14 protein-coding genes are annotated in these 17,768 nt (G+C 72.9%); 7 read left to right on the top strand and 7 right to left on the bottom strand.

Going from position 1 to position 17,768, the window contains the following annotated elements; translation table 11 throughout:
• Nucleotides 1-74: 74 nt before the first annotated feature.
• The 3 genes from NUM_RS01230 to NUM_RS01220 form a co-directional block, all read right to left on the bottom strand.
• Nucleotides 75-2,417 (bottom strand): arylsulfatase, encoded by a 2,343-nt coding sequence (locus tag NUM_RS01230; protein ID WP_207122592.1) that lies wholly within the window; start codon nt 2,415-2,417, stop codon nt 75-77.
• A gap of 257 nt (nt 2,418-2,674) precedes the next feature.
• A complete protein-coding gene (locus NUM_RS01225) occupies nt 2,675-3,349 on the bottom strand; it encodes a hypothetical protein (RefSeq protein WP_207122591.1) in 675 nt (224 codons plus the stop codon).
• Between the two features lie 12 nt (nt 3,350-3,361).
• Nucleotides 3,362-4,636 carry a hypothetical protein gene (locus NUM_RS01220; RefSeq protein WP_207122590.1) on the bottom strand — a complete coding sequence of 425 codons (1,275 nt, stop codon included), beginning with the start codon at nt 4,634-4,636 and terminating at the stop codon, nt 3,362-3,364.
• A gap of 292 nt (nt 4,637-4,928) precedes the next feature.
• Between NUM_RS01220 and NUM_RS01215 the strand changes: the two genes are divergently transcribed.
• The 3 genes from NUM_RS01215 to NUM_RS01205 all read left to right on the top strand — a co-directional run bounded on the left by NUM_RS01215 (nt 4,929) and on the right by NUM_RS01205 (nt 6,400).
• Nucleotides 4,929-5,444, top strand: coding sequence for a DUF7144 family membrane protein (locus tag NUM_RS01215; protein WP_207122589.1), 516 nt, complete (start codon nt 4,929-4,931; stop codon nt 5,442-5,444).
• Nucleotides 5,445-5,613: 169 nt separating this feature from the next.
• Complete coding sequence (locus tag NUM_RS01210) at nt 5,614-6,039, top strand: DUF6325 family protein (RefSeq protein ID WP_207122588.1); 426 nt, start codon at nt 5,614-5,616, stop codon at nt 6,037-6,039.
• 10 nt (nt 6,040-6,049) lie between these two features.
• Nucleotides 6,050-6,400, top strand: coding sequence for an SHOCT domain-containing protein (locus NUM_RS01205; RefSeq protein ID WP_225918250.1), 351 nt, complete (start codon nt 6,050-6,052; stop codon nt 6,398-6,400).
• Nucleotides 6,401-6,412: 12 nt separating this feature from the next.
• On the opposite strand, the gene NUM_RS01200 is transcribed toward NUM_RS01205, so the two are convergent.
• On the bottom strand, nt 6,413-7,387 hold the full coding sequence (locus NUM_RS01200; RefSeq protein ID WP_207122587.1) for a magnesium transporter CorA family protein: 975 nt from the start codon (nt 7,385-7,387) through the stop codon (nt 6,413-6,415).
• Nucleotides 7,388-7,449: 62 nt separating this feature from the next.
• Entirely contained in the window at nt 7,450-8,469 is a 1,020-nt protein-coding gene (locus NUM_RS01195) for a helix-turn-helix transcriptional regulator (RefSeq protein ID WP_207122586.1), read from the bottom strand.
• A 61-nt stretch (nt 8,470-8,530) separates the two neighbouring features.
• Here NUM_RS01195 and NUM_RS01190 point away from each other — a divergent pair, with 61 nt between their 5' ends.
• Nucleotides 8,531-9,991 carry an MFS transporter gene (locus NUM_RS01190; protein ID WP_207122585.1) on the top strand — a complete coding sequence of 487 codons (1,461 nt, stop codon included), beginning with the start codon at nt 8,531-8,533 and terminating at the stop codon, nt 9,989-9,991.
• A 19-nt stretch (nt 9,992-10,010) separates the two neighbouring features.
• Here the strand turns inward: NUM_RS01190 and NUM_RS01185 are convergent, their stop codons facing one another.
• Both NUM_RS01185 and NUM_RS01180 read right to left on the bottom strand, forming a co-directional pair.
• Complete coding sequence (locus tag NUM_RS01185) at nt 10,011-10,217, bottom strand: acyl-CoA carboxylase subunit epsilon (protein ID WP_207122584.1); 207 nt, start codon at nt 10,215-10,217, stop codon at nt 10,011-10,013.
• Between the two features lie 19 nt (nt 10,218-10,236).
• On the bottom strand, nt 10,237-11,847 hold the full coding sequence (locus tag NUM_RS01180) for an acyl-CoA carboxylase subunit beta (protein ID WP_207122648.1): 1,611 nt from the start codon (nt 11,845-11,847) through the stop codon (nt 10,237-10,239).
• A 218-nt stretch (nt 11,848-12,065) separates the two neighbouring features.
• Between NUM_RS01180 and NUM_RS01175 the strand changes: the two genes are divergently transcribed.
• The 3 genes from NUM_RS01175 to NUM_RS01165 all read left to right on the top strand — a co-directional run bounded on the left by NUM_RS01175 (nt 12,066) and on the right by NUM_RS01165 (nt 17,571).
• Nucleotides 12,066-14,759 (top strand): phosphoenolpyruvate synthase, encoded by a 2,694-nt coding sequence (locus tag NUM_RS01175; RefSeq protein ID WP_207122583.1) that lies wholly within the window; start codon nt 12,066-12,068, stop codon nt 14,757-14,759.
• Nucleotides 14,760-14,919: 160 nt separating this feature from the next.
• A complete protein-coding gene (locus tag NUM_RS01170) occupies nt 14,920-16,674 on the top strand; it encodes a hypothetical protein (protein WP_207122582.1) in 1,755 nt (584 codons plus the stop codon).
• Between the two features lie 9 nt (nt 16,675-16,683).
• Nucleotides 16,684-17,571 (top strand): biotin--[acetyl-CoA-carboxylase] ligase, encoded by an 888-nt coding sequence (locus NUM_RS01165; RefSeq protein WP_207122581.1) that lies wholly within the window; start codon nt 16,684-16,686, stop codon nt 17,569-17,571.
• Nucleotides 17,572-17,768: the final 197 nt, after the last annotated feature.

The following is a 17,768-nucleotide window of genomic DNA, read 5'->3' as shown; positions in this document are numbered from 1 at the left end:
CGGTGATCCCGCGGGGAAGCGGCGGTTCCCGGCCCCCACCCGGTGCGTCGGGGCCGGGAACGGCCGTCGTCGGGCTACTCGCGGCTGGCGATCGCGACCGCTTCCTTCTCCAGATCGACGTACGGCTCCCCGGACACGTCGACGACGGCCTGGTGGATGGTGCCGCCGACGAACTCGTACGGCGAGACGCCCGGGTAGTCGTCGGTGACCGGCTCGGCCGGGTCCCGTCCGACGTTGAGCCCCTCGCCGACCAGCGAGAAGTTGCCGGGCTGGGTGGTGATCCGGCCCTCGCCGACCTTGCGGTCGCCGACGTAGAGCGTCAGCGTGCCGGTGGCCGGCATCTGCTCGCCCTCGCGTTCGAACACCGCGCCGAGGACCACCTCGCCGGTGGGCAGGTCGGTGTCGGCCTCGACGACCTGCAGGTTGCTGCCCACGAAGTTGTACGCGTACTTCAGCCGACGGTCCTTGACGTAGAGGCTGTGCCCGCCGAACCGGGCGCCGTGCGAGAACAGCACCCCGTTGGCGTCCGCCGAGTCGACGTGGACCGACACCGCGATCTGGTAGCTGCGGTTGCGGATGTTCACCGCCGCCGACTCGGGCACCTCGGCCGCGTCCGGGTAGTACACGTACCGGGACCGGGGCGGGGAGATCTGCGGCCGGGTCGGGTCGGCGAGCACCTCGACCGCGGTGCGGTCGTCCAGCGGCAGGCCGTGGTACTTGCCGGCCTCGTTGAACCAGATGTTGATCATCTCGCGCAGCTTCGTCGGATGCTCGGCCGCCAGATCGTGCATCTCGGTGGGGTCCTCGTCGGTGTGGTAGAGCTCCCAGCGGTCGTGCTCGAAGTTGCGCCAGCCCGACAGCGTCGGGTGCACCGAGACCGCCTTCCACCCGCGATGCCAGATCGCCCGCGAGCCGAGCATCGAGAAGAACGCCGTCTGCTTGGGCGTCGGCGCGTCCGCGTCCTCGAACGTCGAGCGCAGGCTGACGCCCTCCAACGGGACCTGCTGGAACCCCTTGACCTGTTCGGGCAGCTCGACGCCGAGGCAGTCGTACACGGTCGACACGATGTCGGTGGCGTGGCAGTACTGGTGGCGCAGCTCGCCGTGCGCCCTGATGCCGCGCGGCCACGAGATGATCAGCGGATCGGCCACCCCGCCCTCGAAGTTGTACCGCTTCCACAGCTTGAACGGCGTGTTGAACGCCCACGCCCAGCCCGACGGGTAGTGGTTGTACGTGGCCGGCGAACCGATCTGGTCGAGGTAGCGCAGGTTCTCGGCCATGTCGTCCGGGATCGAGTTGAAGAACTTGTTCTCGTTCACCGAGCCGTTCGGCCCGCCCTCGCCGCTCGCGCCGTTGTCGGACACGAACACCACGAGCGTGTTGTCCAGCTCGCCGGAGGACTCCAGGAAGTCCAGCAACCGGCCGATCTCGTGGTCGGTGTGCGACAGGAAACCCGCGTACACCTCGGCCATCCGGCAGAACAGCCGCTGCTCGTCGGCCGACAGCGAATCCCACGGCCGCACCACGTCCAGCGCCGGCCACTGCGCGCCGTCGACGCTGGTCTCCTCGACGTACGGGTTGATCGGGGTCAGTTCGGCGTCGGCCGGTAGCACGCCCAACTGCTTCTGCCGCTCCAGCACCAGTTCCCGGTACCGCTCGTAGCCCATGTCGAACTTGCCCGCGTACTTCTCGATCCACTCGCTCGGCGCGTGGTGCGGGGCGTGCGTCGCGCCGGGGCAGAAGTACATGAAGAACGGCTTCTCCGGCGCGATCACCTTGGCGTCCTTGACGAACTCGATCGCCTTGTCGGTCAGGTCCGCGGTCAGGTGGTAGCCCTCCGCCGGTGTCGACGGCTGCGACACCGGGTGGTTGTCGTACACCAGGTCCGGGTACCACTGGTTGGTCTCGCCACCGAGGAAGCCGTAGTAGCGCTCGAAACCGCGACCGATCGGCCAGTTCCGCTTCGAGGACGCCAGGTTCATCTCGTCCGACGAACACAGGTGCCACTTCCCGAGCATGTACGTGTTCCAGCCCTGCTCGCCGAGCACCTCGGCGACCGTGGCGCACTCGAACGGGATGTGCCCGTTGCCGTTCGGGAAACCGCTGGTGGCCTCGGCGATGCAGGCCATGCCGTTCGTCGTGTGGTTGCGTCCGGTCAGCAGGCTGGACCGGGTCGGTGAGCACAACGCCGTCGTGTGCCAGTTGGTGTAGGTCAGCCCGGACCGGGCCAGCCGGTTGATGTTCGGCGTGTCGATGAGCCCGCCCCACGGCTGCGCGGCCGAGAACCCCATGTCGTCGAGGACGATGTAGAGCACGTTCGGCGCGCCCTCCGGGGCGACCGGTTGCCGGTACGGCTCCCAGTCCGGCTCGGAGTCCCGGATGTCGACGTTGATCACACCACTGAACTGTTTGGCCACTTCGCCCTCCCCAGGACGAGGCTCCGCCGCAAACCGGCTTGGTCGAAGGGACCGCCGCCGGAGTGGATCCGCGGAGGTCCCCCGGCGGACGCAGGTGCTGGCGGGCAACGAAAGACCGCCGGTCGCAGGCGTGCGACCTACCCGATCGACTGTAGTTGAGCGAGGTTCGCACCGGAGCGGAACTCCCGAACGCGCCGCGAGGTCTCGGCCCCCATCGCCGACCAGAACGTCCACTGTGGAGTTTCCGGCGGTCCCGGTCAGATCTCGACGGGGAACAGCGCGAGCGTGACGATGCAGCCGAGCAGGGCGATCCCGGCCAACACGGTGAAGAACAGCTGGATGCGTCGGCCGTTGGCCTTGGTGGCCATGCCGGAGAAGAACAGCACGGTGGCGAACACGACCGCGGTCAGCACGTAGTTGTCCGACCGCTGGTTCGCGGCGCGGGCCGTGGCGGACAGCTTCTCCGCCCGGTCGACCAGGTGCTGCGCGCGCTGGTCGGCGGCGAGCCGGTACTGCGGCAGGTCGAACGGGGTCGCCGGGGCGTCCGGATCGATCAGCGGATGGGTGGCGAGCCAGGCGTCCACGGCCGGCCGGAACTCCGGCCGGAAGCGTTCGAACAGGAACCCGGAGACCATCTTCGTGTCCGGCGTGTAGGTGCCGTTCGGCCGGACCGACGGGTCGGCGACGATCTCCGCGTTCAGCGCGTTGAGCCAGGCGGTGAACGAGACGACGTCGATGGCACGCTGCTGGCTGGCCAGCGTCGTGGCGCGGCTCGCCTCGGCCCGGTCGGCACCGGCCGACGCGTACGAGTTGGCCTGGACCCCACTCCACTTGGCGCTCTCGAACCCGGCCCAGGCGGTGCCGACCGCGGCCAGCGCCATGAACAGCGCCACGATCAGGTCGAACCGGGAGGTTCGCGAGTCGTCCGGCATCCGCGCCTCACCTCACGCCGGGTCCGGAGTCGGCGCCGCGGCCGGCGCGGCGGGCGCGCCGGCACGGGCGAGGATCTCCACCACCAGCACGAGCGCCAGCAGGCCGAGGCCGAAGCCGATCGCGCTGTTCACCCCGGCACCGGTGAGCACGAAACCCAGCAGTGCCAGCACGAGGGCGACGATGTCGATGGCCACGTGGTACCGGCGCAGCACCCGCGGCACCGGCCCGAGCGGCACCCCGGTACGGCCCAGCGCGGCGCCGGTGGCGTCCAGGCCGCGGCCGGTGACGTGCCGCAGCGCGACCGCGGGACGCGCCGGTCCGGCGAGCCAGCAGACGATCGCGAGCAGCGCCCCGAGCACCGCGATCACCCGGTACGCCTGGTGGGTACGGCCCAGCACGTGGTCGAGGATGTGCGCGACCGCGGTCGGCGAGTGCACCTGCGGCGGCAGGTTGTTCAGGTAGTACGCGCGCAGCACCGCCATCGCCGCCAGGACGAGCAGCGCACCGACCGCGAGGAACACGCCGACCACCAGCAGCCCGCGGCGGTGCGCCGGGGCCACCGCGACCGCGATCGCCAGCAGTACCAGGCAGACCCAGGGCAGCCAGGTCGCCACCGTGTCCAGCAGCGTCACGTAGTTGCGCAGCTTCGGCAGCTGTGCCGAGGAGAACAGCACGAACTCGACGTTCACCGCCGGGATCTTGCTGGCCAGCCCGAATCCCTGCGCCTGCAACCGCTGCTTGACCGTGGCGATCAGTGCACCGAGGTCGACCGACACCGTGGTGCCCTCGCTCTTGATCGCGGTGGAACCGTGCCCGGTGAGCACCGCGTCGAGGTTCTTGTGCGCGGCACGGGTGGCCGCGTCCCAGGCCTGCGCGAACGTACCGCTGTGCACGATCGCGGTGATCTGCCGGGAGATGAACGACTCGGCGCCGCCGACGGCCGGCCCGACCAGCGAGTCGACCGCGGGCGGCGCGCCCTGCCGTTTCAGCCAGTCGGACGCCTCCCGGCCGAGCCGGTCCAGGTCGACCCGGTCGGTCACCTCGCTGGTCAGCCGCCGCGCGATCGCGTCCTGTACCGCGGGATCGCGGGCCAGCGGCGACATGGTGGCGACGAACCGGTCGGTGTCGAGCAGCTGGTTGCGGGCGAACACCGCCAGCACGGACACCATCGCGAGCAGCGCGGCCACGGTCACCAGCGCGATCGCGCCGACCCACCGCCCGGCCCGGGTACCGCGGCCCATCGTCCGCGCCGTGCCGGTCGCCGCGCGTGCCTGCTCCCCGGCCATGCCCGCACCCTCCCGCCGCAGCCGGGCGGCGACCGGACCCCGCAGCCACCCGAGCAGGCATTGAGCGTACGGTCCCGGCTTGGTTGCCCAACGTGGTTTCGAGCAATCTGCCGCGTGCGGTCGGCGTCGTGCCCGCCGTCGGGGACGTCCGGCTACGCGGCGTGACCCAGCGGGCGGGAGGGATGCGACCGCCCTTCGCCGGTGGCTCCATCGGCTGGTGGTTGCCGGGTTATGGCCCGCGGGAGGGGGCGTCGAACGTACCGTCGGGGCATTCACGGCGGGAGGGGGAATCATGGCTCGCCAGACCGGATTCGCGGCGCTGACCGGTGCGATGTTCGCCGCGACGATGCTGATCATGGTCGGGGTCTTCGAGATCGTCGCCGGTGTCACCGCGATCTTCCGGGACCAGTTCTTCGTCACGGTCCGCAACTACACGTTCGACCTCGACACGACCGCGTGGGGCTGGGTGCACCTGGTCCTCGGCGCGCTGCTGGTGATCACCGGTGTGGCGCTGATGTCCGGCCGTACCTGGGCGGCGGTGACCGGGTTGGTGCTCGCAGCGCTGTCCGCGATCAACAACTTCTTCTTCCTGCCGTACTACCCGCTCTGGGCGATCGTCGTGATCGCGGTGGACGTGTTCGTCATCTGGTCGCTGGCCACCATGCTCAGCGCGACCGGCACCGCCGACGACGGCGAACTGCCCCCGGCAGCCACCGGCCGCACGCAGTCGGGTCGCGCCGACGTCAAGGCGCCGCCGGCCGCTACCGAGCAGCCGGCCCGGCACGAACCGCCGGTCACCCGCGGCTGACCCGAGGCCTCGGGCTCGTCCCGCCGTCGCCACGGCTGGTCTCGCCCGCGGCCGGTGACGGCGACGCGCCCGGTACGTCGCTGTCACGGGCGGCGCCGCGGGTCGGGCCGTTCCGGCCGTGGCGACCCTCGCCGCCGCCTACGCTGCAGTCGGGGGAAGGAGACCAGCGATGGGCCGTGGTCCGATGGAGTTCGTGGTCGTCGAGTTCCCGACCACCACGATCGATCAACAGCTCGCCGGACAGCTGCGCGAGGTCGTCACCTCGGGGCTGGTCCGGGTCGTCGACGCGATGGTGATCCGGCGCGACGAGGCCGGCACGGTGACGGTCCAGGAGTTCGCCGACCTGGCGCCCGAGGCGGCTCGACCGTACGCGGACGTCGTCGGCACGATCGAGGGGCTGATCGCGGACGAGGACGCCGCCGACATCGCCACCCGGGTGCAGCCCGGTACCAGCGCGCTGGTCGTGCTGTTGGAGCACCTCTGGCTGTCCGGCATCGCCGGTGCGATGACCGCGGCCGGCGGTCGGGTCGTGTTCACCGAACGCATCCCCGCCCCCGTGGTGGACCAGGTCCTCGCCGAACGCGCCGCGAGCTGAAGGGGTCGAGATGTTCATGCGTCCAGGACTGCGCCGCGGGCCCGGCCTGCTCGGCGCCGTCGCTCGTACCGCCGTCGTCGCCGGCACCGCCACCGCGGTGTCCCGCGGCATCAACCGGTCGCTGGACAACCGGGAGCAGGAGCGCGCCGAGGCGGCGGCCTACGAGCAGGCGGCGGCCCAGCAACAGGCACCGGCCCAGCAGCAGGCGCCGGCCCCGCAGCAGGCGCCGGCACCGCAGCAGCCGCCCGGGCGGCAGGACGACCTGATGGCCCAGCTGCAACAGCTCGCCGACATGCGGCAGCAGGGTCTGCTCGACGACCAGGAGTTCGCCGCCGCCAAGGCGAAGCTGCTCGCGTCCTGACCGGCCGCCGGGTCACAGCCAGTCGTGCCGTTTGAAGGTGGCGTACAGGGCGGCGAAGCTGCCCACGAGCACCGCGCAGCACACCGCGAAGCCCCAGACCCGGCCGACGCCCGGATAGGGCACGTTGATGCCGAAGAAGCCGGTGATCAGCGCCGGCACCCCGATCAGCGCCGCCCAGCCGCTGACCTTCTTGCTGATCACGTTCATCCGGCTGTCGGCCAGCGCCATCCTGGTCTGCAGGATGGTGGAGACGGTGTCGCGCTGGCTGTCGGTCCACTCCGAGACCCGGTTCGCGTGGTCGCTCAGGCCGCGGAAGTAGGTCAGCAGGTGATCGTTGATCAGGTTGTCGTTGGTACTGATCAGCCGGTCCAGGCAGTCCGCGGTCGGCAACGTGTACCGGCGCAGCTGGACCACGCACTTGCGCAGGTCGTGGGAGCGCCGTTGCACGTACATGTCGTTCGGGTTGCCGGTGAACAGCTGGTCCTCCAGATCGTCCAGCGCGGCGTCCAGCGCGCTGACCGCCTGGTACTGGCCCTGGACGACCGCCTCCAGCACGCCGTGCAGCAGGAACCCGGGATCGCCGTGCACACTCGCCGACGCGGCGTCGCAGTGCTCCACCGCCGCCGCCCGCGGGAAGTCCGCGCCGTGATGCACCGTCAGCAGCGCCGTCTCGGTCAGGAACGCGGCGAACGGTGCCTGCCGGACCTCCGCCCGTTCCGGGTCGAACGACACGGTGCGCCCGGAGAGGAAGTCGTGCTGCGGATAGTGCTGGTACGAGGAGCGCGGGTGCGCGGCGAGCGCGTCCCGTACGGCGGCGGGGTGCAGCCCCAGCCGGTCCACGATCGCCGGCGGAACCTGCGCGCCGTCGTCGGGGCCGAGATCGATCCAGACGACCGTGCCGGGACTGCCGACCAGATCTAGCCCCGCGTCCAGCGACACGTCCGCACCGTCGTCCGCACCCTCGCGGTACACCCGTAGCTGCGCCATGCCCGGAGCCTAGGAGCCGCGGACCAGCGCCCGGCCGCCAGGCCGCTCCCGATGCCCGCTGTCTACCCGACGTCCCGCCCGGCAGCCGCGCCGGGCGGGATTCGGCCGAGCCTGCCGGCAAGGCGGGCAAACGCCTCGACCAGCTGCGGCGGCTCGGCGTCGGACAGGTCGGCGTCGAACGTGACGAACAGCCCGGCGACCCCCATCCAGGACCAGCCGCCGATCGTGAGCCGGCAGCGGCGCTCGTCGATGCGTTCGACCACCGACCCGCCGGGTGCCCACCGCGCGACGACGTCGGCCGGCAGCTCGATGGTCGCGCTCCCCTGACATCGCCACTGCGCGGCGGTGTCCCCGCGCTCGGGGTTCTGCACGACGAGCCCGGTGAGGTCGTCGTCGGTCAGCGGCCTCGGCGTGAAGCTGGCGCCGGCGGGGTCGCGTGGGGCGATCCGGTCGACCCGGAACGTGCCCCAGGCGCGGGTCCGCGCGTCGCGTGCGAGGAGGTACCACCGGCCGGCCCACACGACCAGGTGGTGCGGTTCGACCGTGCGCGGCGGCCGGAACTCCGGGTGGCCTGGATCCGGGATCGCGCCGTCCGGCGTGCGGTAGTCGAAGTCCAGCCTTCGGTGGGTGCGGATCGCCGAACCGACCGCCCGCAGCGTCGCGACGTCGACCGGCGGTGCGGCGAACTCCCAGTAGTTGCGCAGGGCGGTGAGCTCGAACGCCTCCGCCGCGGCCCGCAGCCGGGCGGACATCACCTGCCGCAGGGTGGTCAGCGCACGGGCGACGGCGTCGTCGATGCCGGTGACCGTCGCCGGTGCGGTCTGCAACGCGATCGCGATGGCGATCGCCTGATCGTCGTCGAGGACCAGCGGCGGCAGCTTCGCGCCGGCCCCGAGCCGATATCCGCCGCCGGGACCCTTGACCGCTTCGACCGGATAGCCGAGCTCGCGCAGCGTGTCGACGTCTCGTCGCAGGGTACGCGCGCTCACGTTCAGCCGAGCGGACAACTCGGCACCGGGCCAGTCGACTCGCGCGCCGAGCAACGACAGCAGGCGCAGGATTCGCGCGGAGGTGTCGGCCATCCCGTCAGGTTGTCATCCGTGGCGGTCACTCCGTGGCCGGTACCGGTGTCACGGTGCGACCATGAGTATCGAGAACCCCGCCACGACGTCGCCCCGCGCGACCTCGTCGACCGTCACCGGTGGGCGAGCCCAGGTCGCGTTGCTCGTCGTCCTGTTCGCGTCGTTCATGGACCTGCTGGACGCCACGATCGTCACCGTCGCGGCCCCGTCGGTTGCCGCCGAGCTTCCTGCCACCCAGTCCCAGCTCCAGTGGATCCTCGCCGCGTACCCGCTCGCGCTGGGGTCGGGGCTGATCACCGGCGGCCGGATCGGCGACGAGTTCGGCCGCCGTCGGGTCTTCCTCGCCAGCCTGGTCGCGTTCGCGCTCACCTCCGCGGCATGCGCACTTGCCCCGTCGGCCGGGATGTTGATCGCGATGCGGGCTGTGCAGGGGTTGGCCGGCGGGGTCATGGTCCCCCAGGTGTTCGGCATCATCCGGTCCTCGTTCGCCCCGGCCTCGATGGCGCGCGCCTTCGGCGCGTTCGGCGCCGTCCAAGGCCTCGCGTCGGTCGCCGGGCCGCTGCTGGGCGGGGCGCTGGTGGCCGCCGACCTGTGGGACCTGGCCTGGCGCACGATCTTCTGGGTCAACGTCCCGGTGGGCGCCGTCGCGCTGGTGCTCGGCATCCGGGTACTACCGGAGTCCAGCGCGCCGCGGCGCGCTCGCCTCGACCTCGCCGGCGCAGCGCTGTCCGCACTCGCGATCGCGCTGATCCTGCTGCCGCTGGTGCAGGGCCGGGACTGGGGGTGGCCGTGGTGGGGCTGGCTGCTGCTCGCCGCCGGTGGCGGGCTGCTGGCCGGGTTCGGCTGGCACGAGCACGCGCTCGCCGCCCGCGGCGGGGCACCGGTACTGCCGCCGGCACTGCTGCGGACCCGGAGCTTCACCGCCGGGCTGGCCGCAGCCGTGCTGTTCTTCGGTGCCCTCGGGTCGTTCTTTCTGGTGCTCTCGTTGTACCTGCAGGCCGGCACGGGGCGGTCCGCATGGCAGACCGGACTGGTGATCCTGCCGTACGCGATCGGGTCCATCGTCACCTCGGGCGTCGGCGTCCGGCTCGCCGCGCGGGCGGGACGCAGCCTGCTGGTGACCGGGTCGCTGCTGCTCGCCGCCTCCCAGGCGGTGCTCTGGGCGCTGGTCCGGGATGGCGGGAGGCCCGGCTACTGGCCGCTCGGCGCCGCGCTGCTGCTCGGCGGGCTCGGCCTCGGGCTGGCCGCGCCGATCCTGGTGAATGTCGTTCTCGCCGGGGTGCCCGGCCGACACGCGGGCGCCGCCGGCGGCGCCCTGTCGACCGTCAACCAGATCGGCGGCGCGACCGGGGTCGCCGTGCTGGGCACCGTCTTCTTCGCGGCGCTCGCCCCGGCCCGATCGGCAGCGGAGACGTTCGGCGACGCGCTCGCCACCGTGCTGCCCATCCAGATGGCCGTCTACCTGGTCGCCGCCCTGCTGATGCTCGCGCTACCCGGGCGGGCTGGCACCCACCGCACCTGATTCCGGCGCTCGTGCCCGGTCAGCGGGGGCGGGCGCTGGTGGCCCAGGCCAGCGGGCCCCGGCGCGGCACGCCCAGCCGGGCCGCCGGGTCGCGCCAGGTCGACGGCGCGGCCGGCGGTACCGGCGGGGCGGGCGGGCGGCGGGTGGCGAGCGCGGTGACGAGCGCGGCGAGCTCCTCCGCGGTCGGCTCGCCGCGCACCACCCGCAGCATCGGTTCCTCCATCATGGACACTCCAGATCCGTTGCTACAGCGGGATGTTGCCGTGCTTGCGCGGCGGGTTGGTTTCCCGCTTGCCGCGCAGCATCGCCAGGCCGCGAGAGATCGCCACCCGGGTCCGGGACGGCTGGATCACCGCGTCCACGTAGCCGCGTTCGGCCGCCTCGTACGGGTTGCAGAGGGTGTCCTCGTACTCGGTGACCAGCTCGGCGCGGGTCGCGTCCGGATCCTCGGCCGCCGCCAGGGTGCGCCGGTGCAGGATGTTCACCGCGCCCTGCGCGCCCATCACCGCGATCTGCGCGGTCGGCCAGGCGAAGTTGAGGTCCGCACCCAGGTGCTTGGACCCCATCACGTCGTACGCCCCGCCGTACGCCTTGCGCGTGATCACCGTGATCAGCGGCACCGTGGCCTCCGCGTACGCGTAGATCAGCTTGGCGCCGCGGCGGATGATGCCGTTCCACTCCTGGTCGGTACCGGGCAGAAAGCCCGGCACGTCGACGAACGTCAGGATCGGCACGTTGAACGCGTCGCAGGTGCGCACGAACCGGGCCGCCTTCTCGGACGCGCCGATGTCCAGGCAGCCGGCGAACTGCATCGGCTGGTTCGCGACCACCCCGACCGGATGCCCGTCGACCCGGCCGAAACCGCACACGATGTTCTGCGCGTACAGCTCCTGCACCTCGCAGAACTCGCCGTCGTCGAGGACGTGCCCGATCACCGCGTGCATGTCGTACGGCTGATTGTCGGAGTCCGGGATCAGCGTGTCCAGCTCCGCGTCCGCCTCGGTCGGCTCGGCCGGGTCGACCACGTCGGCGTACGCCGGAGCCGCGGCGGAAATCGCGTCGACCGGCGGCTCGTCCAGGTTGTTGCTCGGCAGGTACGACAGGAGCTGCTTGACGTAGTCGATCGCGTCCTGCTCGTCGGACGCCAGGTAGTGCGCGTTGCCCGACCTCGTGTTGTGCGTGCGCGCCCCGCCCAGCTCCTCGAACCCGATGTCCTCGCCGGTCACCGTCTTGATCACGTCCGGTCCGGTGATGAACATGTGCGAGGTCTGGTCGACCATCACCGTGAAGTCGGTGATCGCGGGGGAGTAGACCGCGCCGCCGGCCGCCGGGCCGAGGATCAGCGAGATCTGCGGTACCACCCCGGACGCCTTGACGTTGCGCCGGAAGATCTCCGCGAACAGGCCGAGCGCGACCACGCCCTCCTGGATGCGCGCGCCGCCACCGTCGTTGATGCCGACGATCGGGCACCCGGTCTTGGCCGCCAGGTCCATCACCTTGCAGATCTTCTCGCCGTACACCTCGCCGAGCGAGCCGCCGAACACGGTGAAGTCCTGGCTGAACACCGCGACCGGGCGACCGGCGACGGTGCCGTAACCGGTGACCACGCCGTCCCCGTACGGCCGGTTGGCGGCGATGCCGAAGTTGACCGAGCGGTGCCGGGCCAGCTCGTCCAGCTCGGTGAACGAGCCCGGATCCAGCAGCATGTCGATCCGCTCCCGGGCGGTCTTCTTGCCCTTCGCGTGCTGCTTCTCCACCGCCCGGGCCGAACCGGCGTGCACCGCCTCCTCGGTACGGCGGGCCAGGTCGGCGAGCTTGCCCGCCGTGGTGTGGATGTCCGGCCGCGGTTCACTCACGTCTGCACTCACGCCGGGCAGCCTAACGCCGAGGCGCCGGACGCCCGCCGGGCCGGCGGAGCGGGAGTGATTCGTGCCGGAAAGAAGAAGGGCGCCCGAATTCGGTGCGCCCCTTGCCCCACTCTCATTTTATACACGATCAAGGCCGCTCATGAGGCGGCAATTTCTGCGCCATAATCGGCCGCCACGTGCGCAAACACAACAAGGAGCGAGCGGAATTGGCTTACCTGTCGAGCCTTCACGACATCGACCGGACGCAGCTGGCGGTGGCCGGCGGCAAGGGCGCGAACCTGGGGGAACTGGCCAGGATCGACGGAGTACGCGTACCTGACGGCTTCTGCGTGACGACCGATGCCTTCGACCGGGTGCTGGCGACGGCCCCGGCGATCGGGGCCCGAATCGAACGGTTGGCCGGGCTGGACCCGGACGACCGGAACGGCGTTCGCACGCTCGGCGCGGAGATCCGCCGGGCCCTGGCCGAGATCACCGTACCGGCGGAGTTGGCCGCCGCGATCGACGAGCAGCTCGGCCGGCTCGGTGCGCACGGCGCCTACGCCGTCCGGTCCAGCGCCACCGCGGAGGACCTGCCGACCGCGTCGTTCGCCGGCCAGCAGGACAGCTACCTGAACGTGCCGGGACCGGACGTGTGTCGGCACGTCGCCCGGTGCTGGGCGTCCCTGTTCACCGAGCGCGCGGTCACCTACCGGCTGCGCAACGGGTTCGGGCACCGGGCGGTACGGATGGCGGTCGTCGTGCAGCGGATGGTCGTCCCGCGGGCGGCCGGGGTGCTGTTCACCGCCGATCCGGTCACCGGCAACCGGAAGCTCACCTGCGTCGAGGCCGTCCCCGGGCTCGGCGAGGCGCTGGTGTCCGGACAGGCGAACGCCGACTCGTACACGGTGCGTGACGACGCCGTGCTCGACCGGGTCGTCGCCGTCAAGCAGCACGCGCTGCGCGCCGCGCCGGGCGGCGGCACCGAGCAGCGGCCGGTCGAACCGGACCTGCGGCGGCAACCGGTACTGACCGACGAGCAGGTGCTGCGGCTGGCCCGGCTGGGCCGGCGGATCGAGGCGCACTTCGGCCGCCCGCAGGACATCGAATGGTGCCTGACCGACGCTCCCGACCCGACCGACGGTTCCGGCTCGGTCGGCGGAGCCGACAACTCCGGCTCGGTCGGCGGAGCCGACGGTTCCGGCTCGGTCGGCGGTGCCGAGGGGGAGTTCCAGATCGTGCAGAGCCGGCCCATCACCACGCTGTACCCGGTGCCGGCGGTGGCCGACGACGGCGCGTACCACGTGTTCCTGTCCGTCGGCCACCAGCAGATGATGACCGACGCCTGGAAGCCGCTGGGCATCTCGATGTGGCAGGCGACCGCGGCCGGGCCGATGCACGAGGCCGGCGGCCGGCTGTTCGTCGACGCCACGAAGCTGCTCGCGGCGCCGCCCGGCCCCTGGCTGGCGATGGTGACCCGGAACGACCCGCTGACCGGCGACGCGCTGCGCACGATCCTGGGCCGGGGAGACCTCGTCCCGGCGCCCCCCGCGGCCCCGCCGAGCGGTGCGGCGGCGCCGGCACCGGCCGGGCCGGAGCCGCTGCCGACCGATCCCGCGATCGTGGCCGAGCTCGTCGCGCGCAGCAGCGAGTCGATCGAGGCGCTGCGCCGCGACATCGGTACGCACAGCGGGGCGGAGCTGTTCGACTTCATCGTGGCCGACCTGGCGGACGGGCTGAAGCCGACGCTGTTCGGCCCGCGCAGTCACCAGGCGATCATGGCCGGGATGGACGCCGCCTGGTGGCTCAACGACCACCTGGCCGAATGGCTCGGCGTCACGAACGCGGCGGACACCGTCAGCCAGTCGGTGCCCGGCAACGTGACCGCCGAGATGGGGCTGGCGTTGCTCGACGTCGCCGATGCGATCCGCCCCCATCCGGAGGTGGTGGCGTACCTGGAGCAGGCCGGGGACGACGACTTCCTGGCGAAGCTGCCGCAGTTGCCCGGCGGCCGCGAGGCGCGCGACGCGATCCGTGGCTTCCTCGACCGGTACGGGATGCGCTGCCCGGCCGAGGTCGACATCACCCGGCCGCGCTGGAGCGAGCGGCCGAGCATGTTGCTCGCCGCGATCCTCGGCAACGTCAAGGGGTTCGGGCCGGGTGCCGGCACGCTGCGGTTCGAGCAGGGCCGGCGGGAGGCGCGGGAGTTCGAGCGGGACGTGCTGGCCCGGCTGCGCGCGCTACCGGACGGCGCCGGGAAGGCCGCCGAGACGAAACGGATGATCGACCGGGTGCGCACGTTCGCCGGCTACCGCGAGTACCCGAAGTACGCGATGATCAGCCGCTACCAGCTGTACAAGCAGGCCATGATGCGCGAGGCCCGGCGTCTCGTCGAGGCCGGCGTGCTGGCCGACGCCGAGGACGCGCACTACCTCACCCTCGCCGAGTTCCAGGACGCGGTACGCACCGGGCGCCTCGATGCGGAGCTGATCCGGCGGCGCAAGGCGGACTTCCTGACGTACCAGGCGCTCACGCCGCCGCGGGTGCTCACCTCCGACGGCGAAGCCGTCACCGGGGCCTATCGCCGGGACGACCTGCCGGCCGGCGCGCTCGCCGGTACCGCGGTCTCGGCCGGCACCGTCGAGGGGCGGGCCCGGGTGGTGCTCGACATGGCGCGGGCCGACCTCGACCCGGGCGACATCCTGGTCACCACGTTCACCGATCCCAGCTGGGTACCGGTGTTCGTCGGGATCGGCGGCCTGGTGACCGAGGTCGGCGGGCTGATGACGCACGGCGCCGTGATCGCCCGCGAGTACGGCCTGCCCGCGGTCGTCGGGGTGGAGAACGCCACCCGGCTGATCCGCGACGGCCAGCGCATCCGGGTACACGGCACCGACGGCCACGTCGAACTCCTCGACTGACGCCGCCCCTCGATCGAGGACCCGTCCCGGTCCCCGATCGAGGACTCCGGCCCCTCCGCGCCGCCCCGTCCGCGTCGCTTCGTGATCGGCGGGTGGACGCAGCGGTGCCGGTGCGGCTCGGCTGGGTACGCTGGCCCGATTCGGACCGGAAGGTGGCGAGGTGGCCGGAAGGACTGGCAGCGCGCGGCGGCGGCTCGGCTGGGTGATGCTCATCGGCCTGTCCGGAATCGCCGCGGCGCTGCTCGTGATCCATCTGCTGTGGCCGACCCGGGTCGACGCGATCACGCTGGTGCTGCTGGTGCTCGTCGCGTTGCCCGGGCTCGGGCTGGTGCTCGACTCGGCCGAGCTGCCCGGCGGCGTGAAGGTCCAGTTCCGGCGGCTGGAGCAACGCGTCGAACGCAACGAGCACACGGCCGAGGCCGCGATGGGCGCGGCCACCGCCCGGGCGGCCCGGTCCCCCCACCGGCTACCGGCACCGCCGGCCCCGTTCGCACCGCCGGCCCCGTTCGCGCCGCCGGCCCCGTTCGCGCCGGTGGTTGCGGTCGCACCCGTCGCGGCCGAGGGTTCCGCCGGGCTGCCCGGCCATCCCTTCTGCGTCGGCTGCGGTCACCGATTGACCGGCCGGTTCTGCGGCGACTGCGGTACCGACAGCCGCCCGTCGCCGATCCCGGCCGAGACCGGCGTGCCGGCGCCGTTCGAGCCGGCGCCGGTCGCCGACCGCGGACCCGCCTGGCCGGACATCGGTGACCCGATGACCGCCTGGCCACGCCGAGAGCCGTTCGGCCGCCCGGACCCGGGCCCGCCGCCGCCGTGGGGGATCGAACAGACGGGCGCGGCGTCCCTCGTCGAGTCACGTGGCGACTTCGGCCGCCCCGCCACGGGCGTCCCCCAGCAGCCCACCCGGTACCCCGAGGTCGACGCCGCCGTCGGCGCCCGCGCGCACACCGATGACGAGATCGCCGCCGACGGGGCCGAGACCAGCGAACCCGCCGAATCCGACGCCGCCGGGACCGACCACGTTGGCGCCACCGGCGCCGGGGCCGACGGAGCTGGGGCAGTCGGCGAGGGCGCGGTCACCGACGCCGGGGCCGACGTCGGTCGAGCCGACGAGCGGGTCGAGCCGGTGGACGCAACCGAGCCGGTCCTCCCGCTCCCCGATCGGGTCGGGCCACCGTCGTGGCCGGCGGAAACAACGCCGGTGGAGGCAACGTCGGAGGAGTCATCGCCGGCTGATTCAACGCCGGTGACGGCACCGCCGAGGGAGCCGTGGCCGGCCGAGTCGTGGCCGGCGGAGTCGACGCCGGCTGAGTCGTGGGCGGCGGAGTCGACGCCGGCTGAGTCGTGGGCGGCGGAGTCGACGCCGGCTGAGTCGTGGGCGGCGGAGTCGACGCCGGCAGAGACGTGGGCCGCGACCAGCTCGGCGGTCGCCGAGCTGGTCGCCGAGTACGGCCGGATCCGGGCCGACTGGCCGAGCGGGCCCCGCCGTACCTCGCTGCTGACGGAGCTGTGCGGCCGGCTGATCGTCGAAACGGCGGCCGACCCGTCGTTCGAGCCGGTGATCGCGATGAGGTCGCCGGATCCGGGCTGGCGGCTCGCCGGCTACGCCGCCGGCTACGGCCGGCCCCGTGCCGAGTTGCTCGCCCCGCTGACCGTGGCGTCGACGGTCGAATCGGTGGCGTTCAACCGGTACTGGGCGGTTCGGGCGGTCGGCCGGGTGATCGACCGGTGGGACCCGCGGTCGCCCGTCCCGCCCGAGCTGGTGAGGCAACTGGCCGACCTGAGGGGCCGGGTGGGCCCGGACAGCGACGAGTGGTTCGAACTCGACGCGATCCTCGCCGGGCTGCCGCACGGTGCGACGCCGCCGCACGAGGGCGGCGGGCCGGCTGGCGGGAGCGGGCCGTACCGCGGGTCGTAGCCTGGGCCGATGAGTTCGGCGTACTCGGATCTGGGCCGGCCGCCGCTGTCGGCGGGGGCGTTGACGCGGGCGCTGGTGCACCCCGGCGAGCTGTGGACCGAGGTACGGGTGGTGCCGAGCACCGGCTCGACCAACACCGACGTCGCCGCGGCCGCGGCCGACGGTGCGGCGGAGGGGCTGGTACTGGTCGCCGAGCAGCAGGTCGCGGGCAAGGGCCGGCTGGGGCGCACGTGGACCTCGCCGCCGCGGGCCGGGCTGCACGTCAGCGTGCTGCTGCGGCCCGGCCGCGCCGATCCGGACGGGCACCGTCCGGTGCCTCCGGCCCGGTACGGGTGGCTCACCCTGCTGGCCGCGGTCGCGCTGCGCGACGCGGTGCACCGGCTCGCCGCGGTGTCCGCCGCGGTGAAGTGGCCGAACGACCTGCTCGTCGGGCCGGCAGGAGAGCCGGCGACGGGCAAGTGCGCCGGCATCCTCGCCGAGATGGTGCCCGACCCGGACGGTTCCGCCCCCGCGGTGGTGCTCGGGGTCGGGCTGAACGTGACGCTGCGCGCGGACGAGCTGCCCCGCGCCGACGCGACGTCGCTCGCCCTCGCCGGCGGTACCTGCACCGACCGCGATCCGCTGCTGCGGGCGCTGCTGCGCGGCCTGGCCGACTGGTACGGGCGGTACCGGGCGGCCGGCGGTGATCCGGTCGGCAGCGGCCTCGCCGCCGCGTACCGGCGGGTCAGCGGCACGCTCGGCAGCGAGGTGCGGGTCGAGCTGCCGGACGGCGGCACCCTGGTCGGCCGCGCCACCGACGTCGACGACGACGGCCGGCTGATCGTCACCCCGGCCGGCGGCCGCCCGGTCCCGCTGGCCGCCGGCGACGTCACCCACGTCCGCCCCGCCACCTCCTGACCCCGCCCCGGCAGGCCGCCCCGGGCACCGGCTCTGGCAGGTCGCCCCCGGCGCCGCCGGACGCCGCCTCGGCAGCTCGCCGGCCGCCGGACCGCCGGCTCGGCTGGCATTTGCCGGAATCGGCCGCGCTGCCAGCGGAAATGGACCACGCTGGTAACAACCTGCCGTGGCGCTGGCAACGGCCGGGTCGCGGCGGC

The sequence above is a fragment of the Actinocatenispora comari genome (genome assembly GCF_017312725.1).
In the GTDB taxonomy this organism is placed as follows: Bacteria; Actinomycetota; Actinomycetes; order Mycobacteriales; family Micromonosporaceae; genus Actinocatenispora; species Actinocatenispora comari.
Note: the sequence above shows the minus strand (reverse complement) of the source record. Positions and strands in the feature narration are given on the sequence as shown.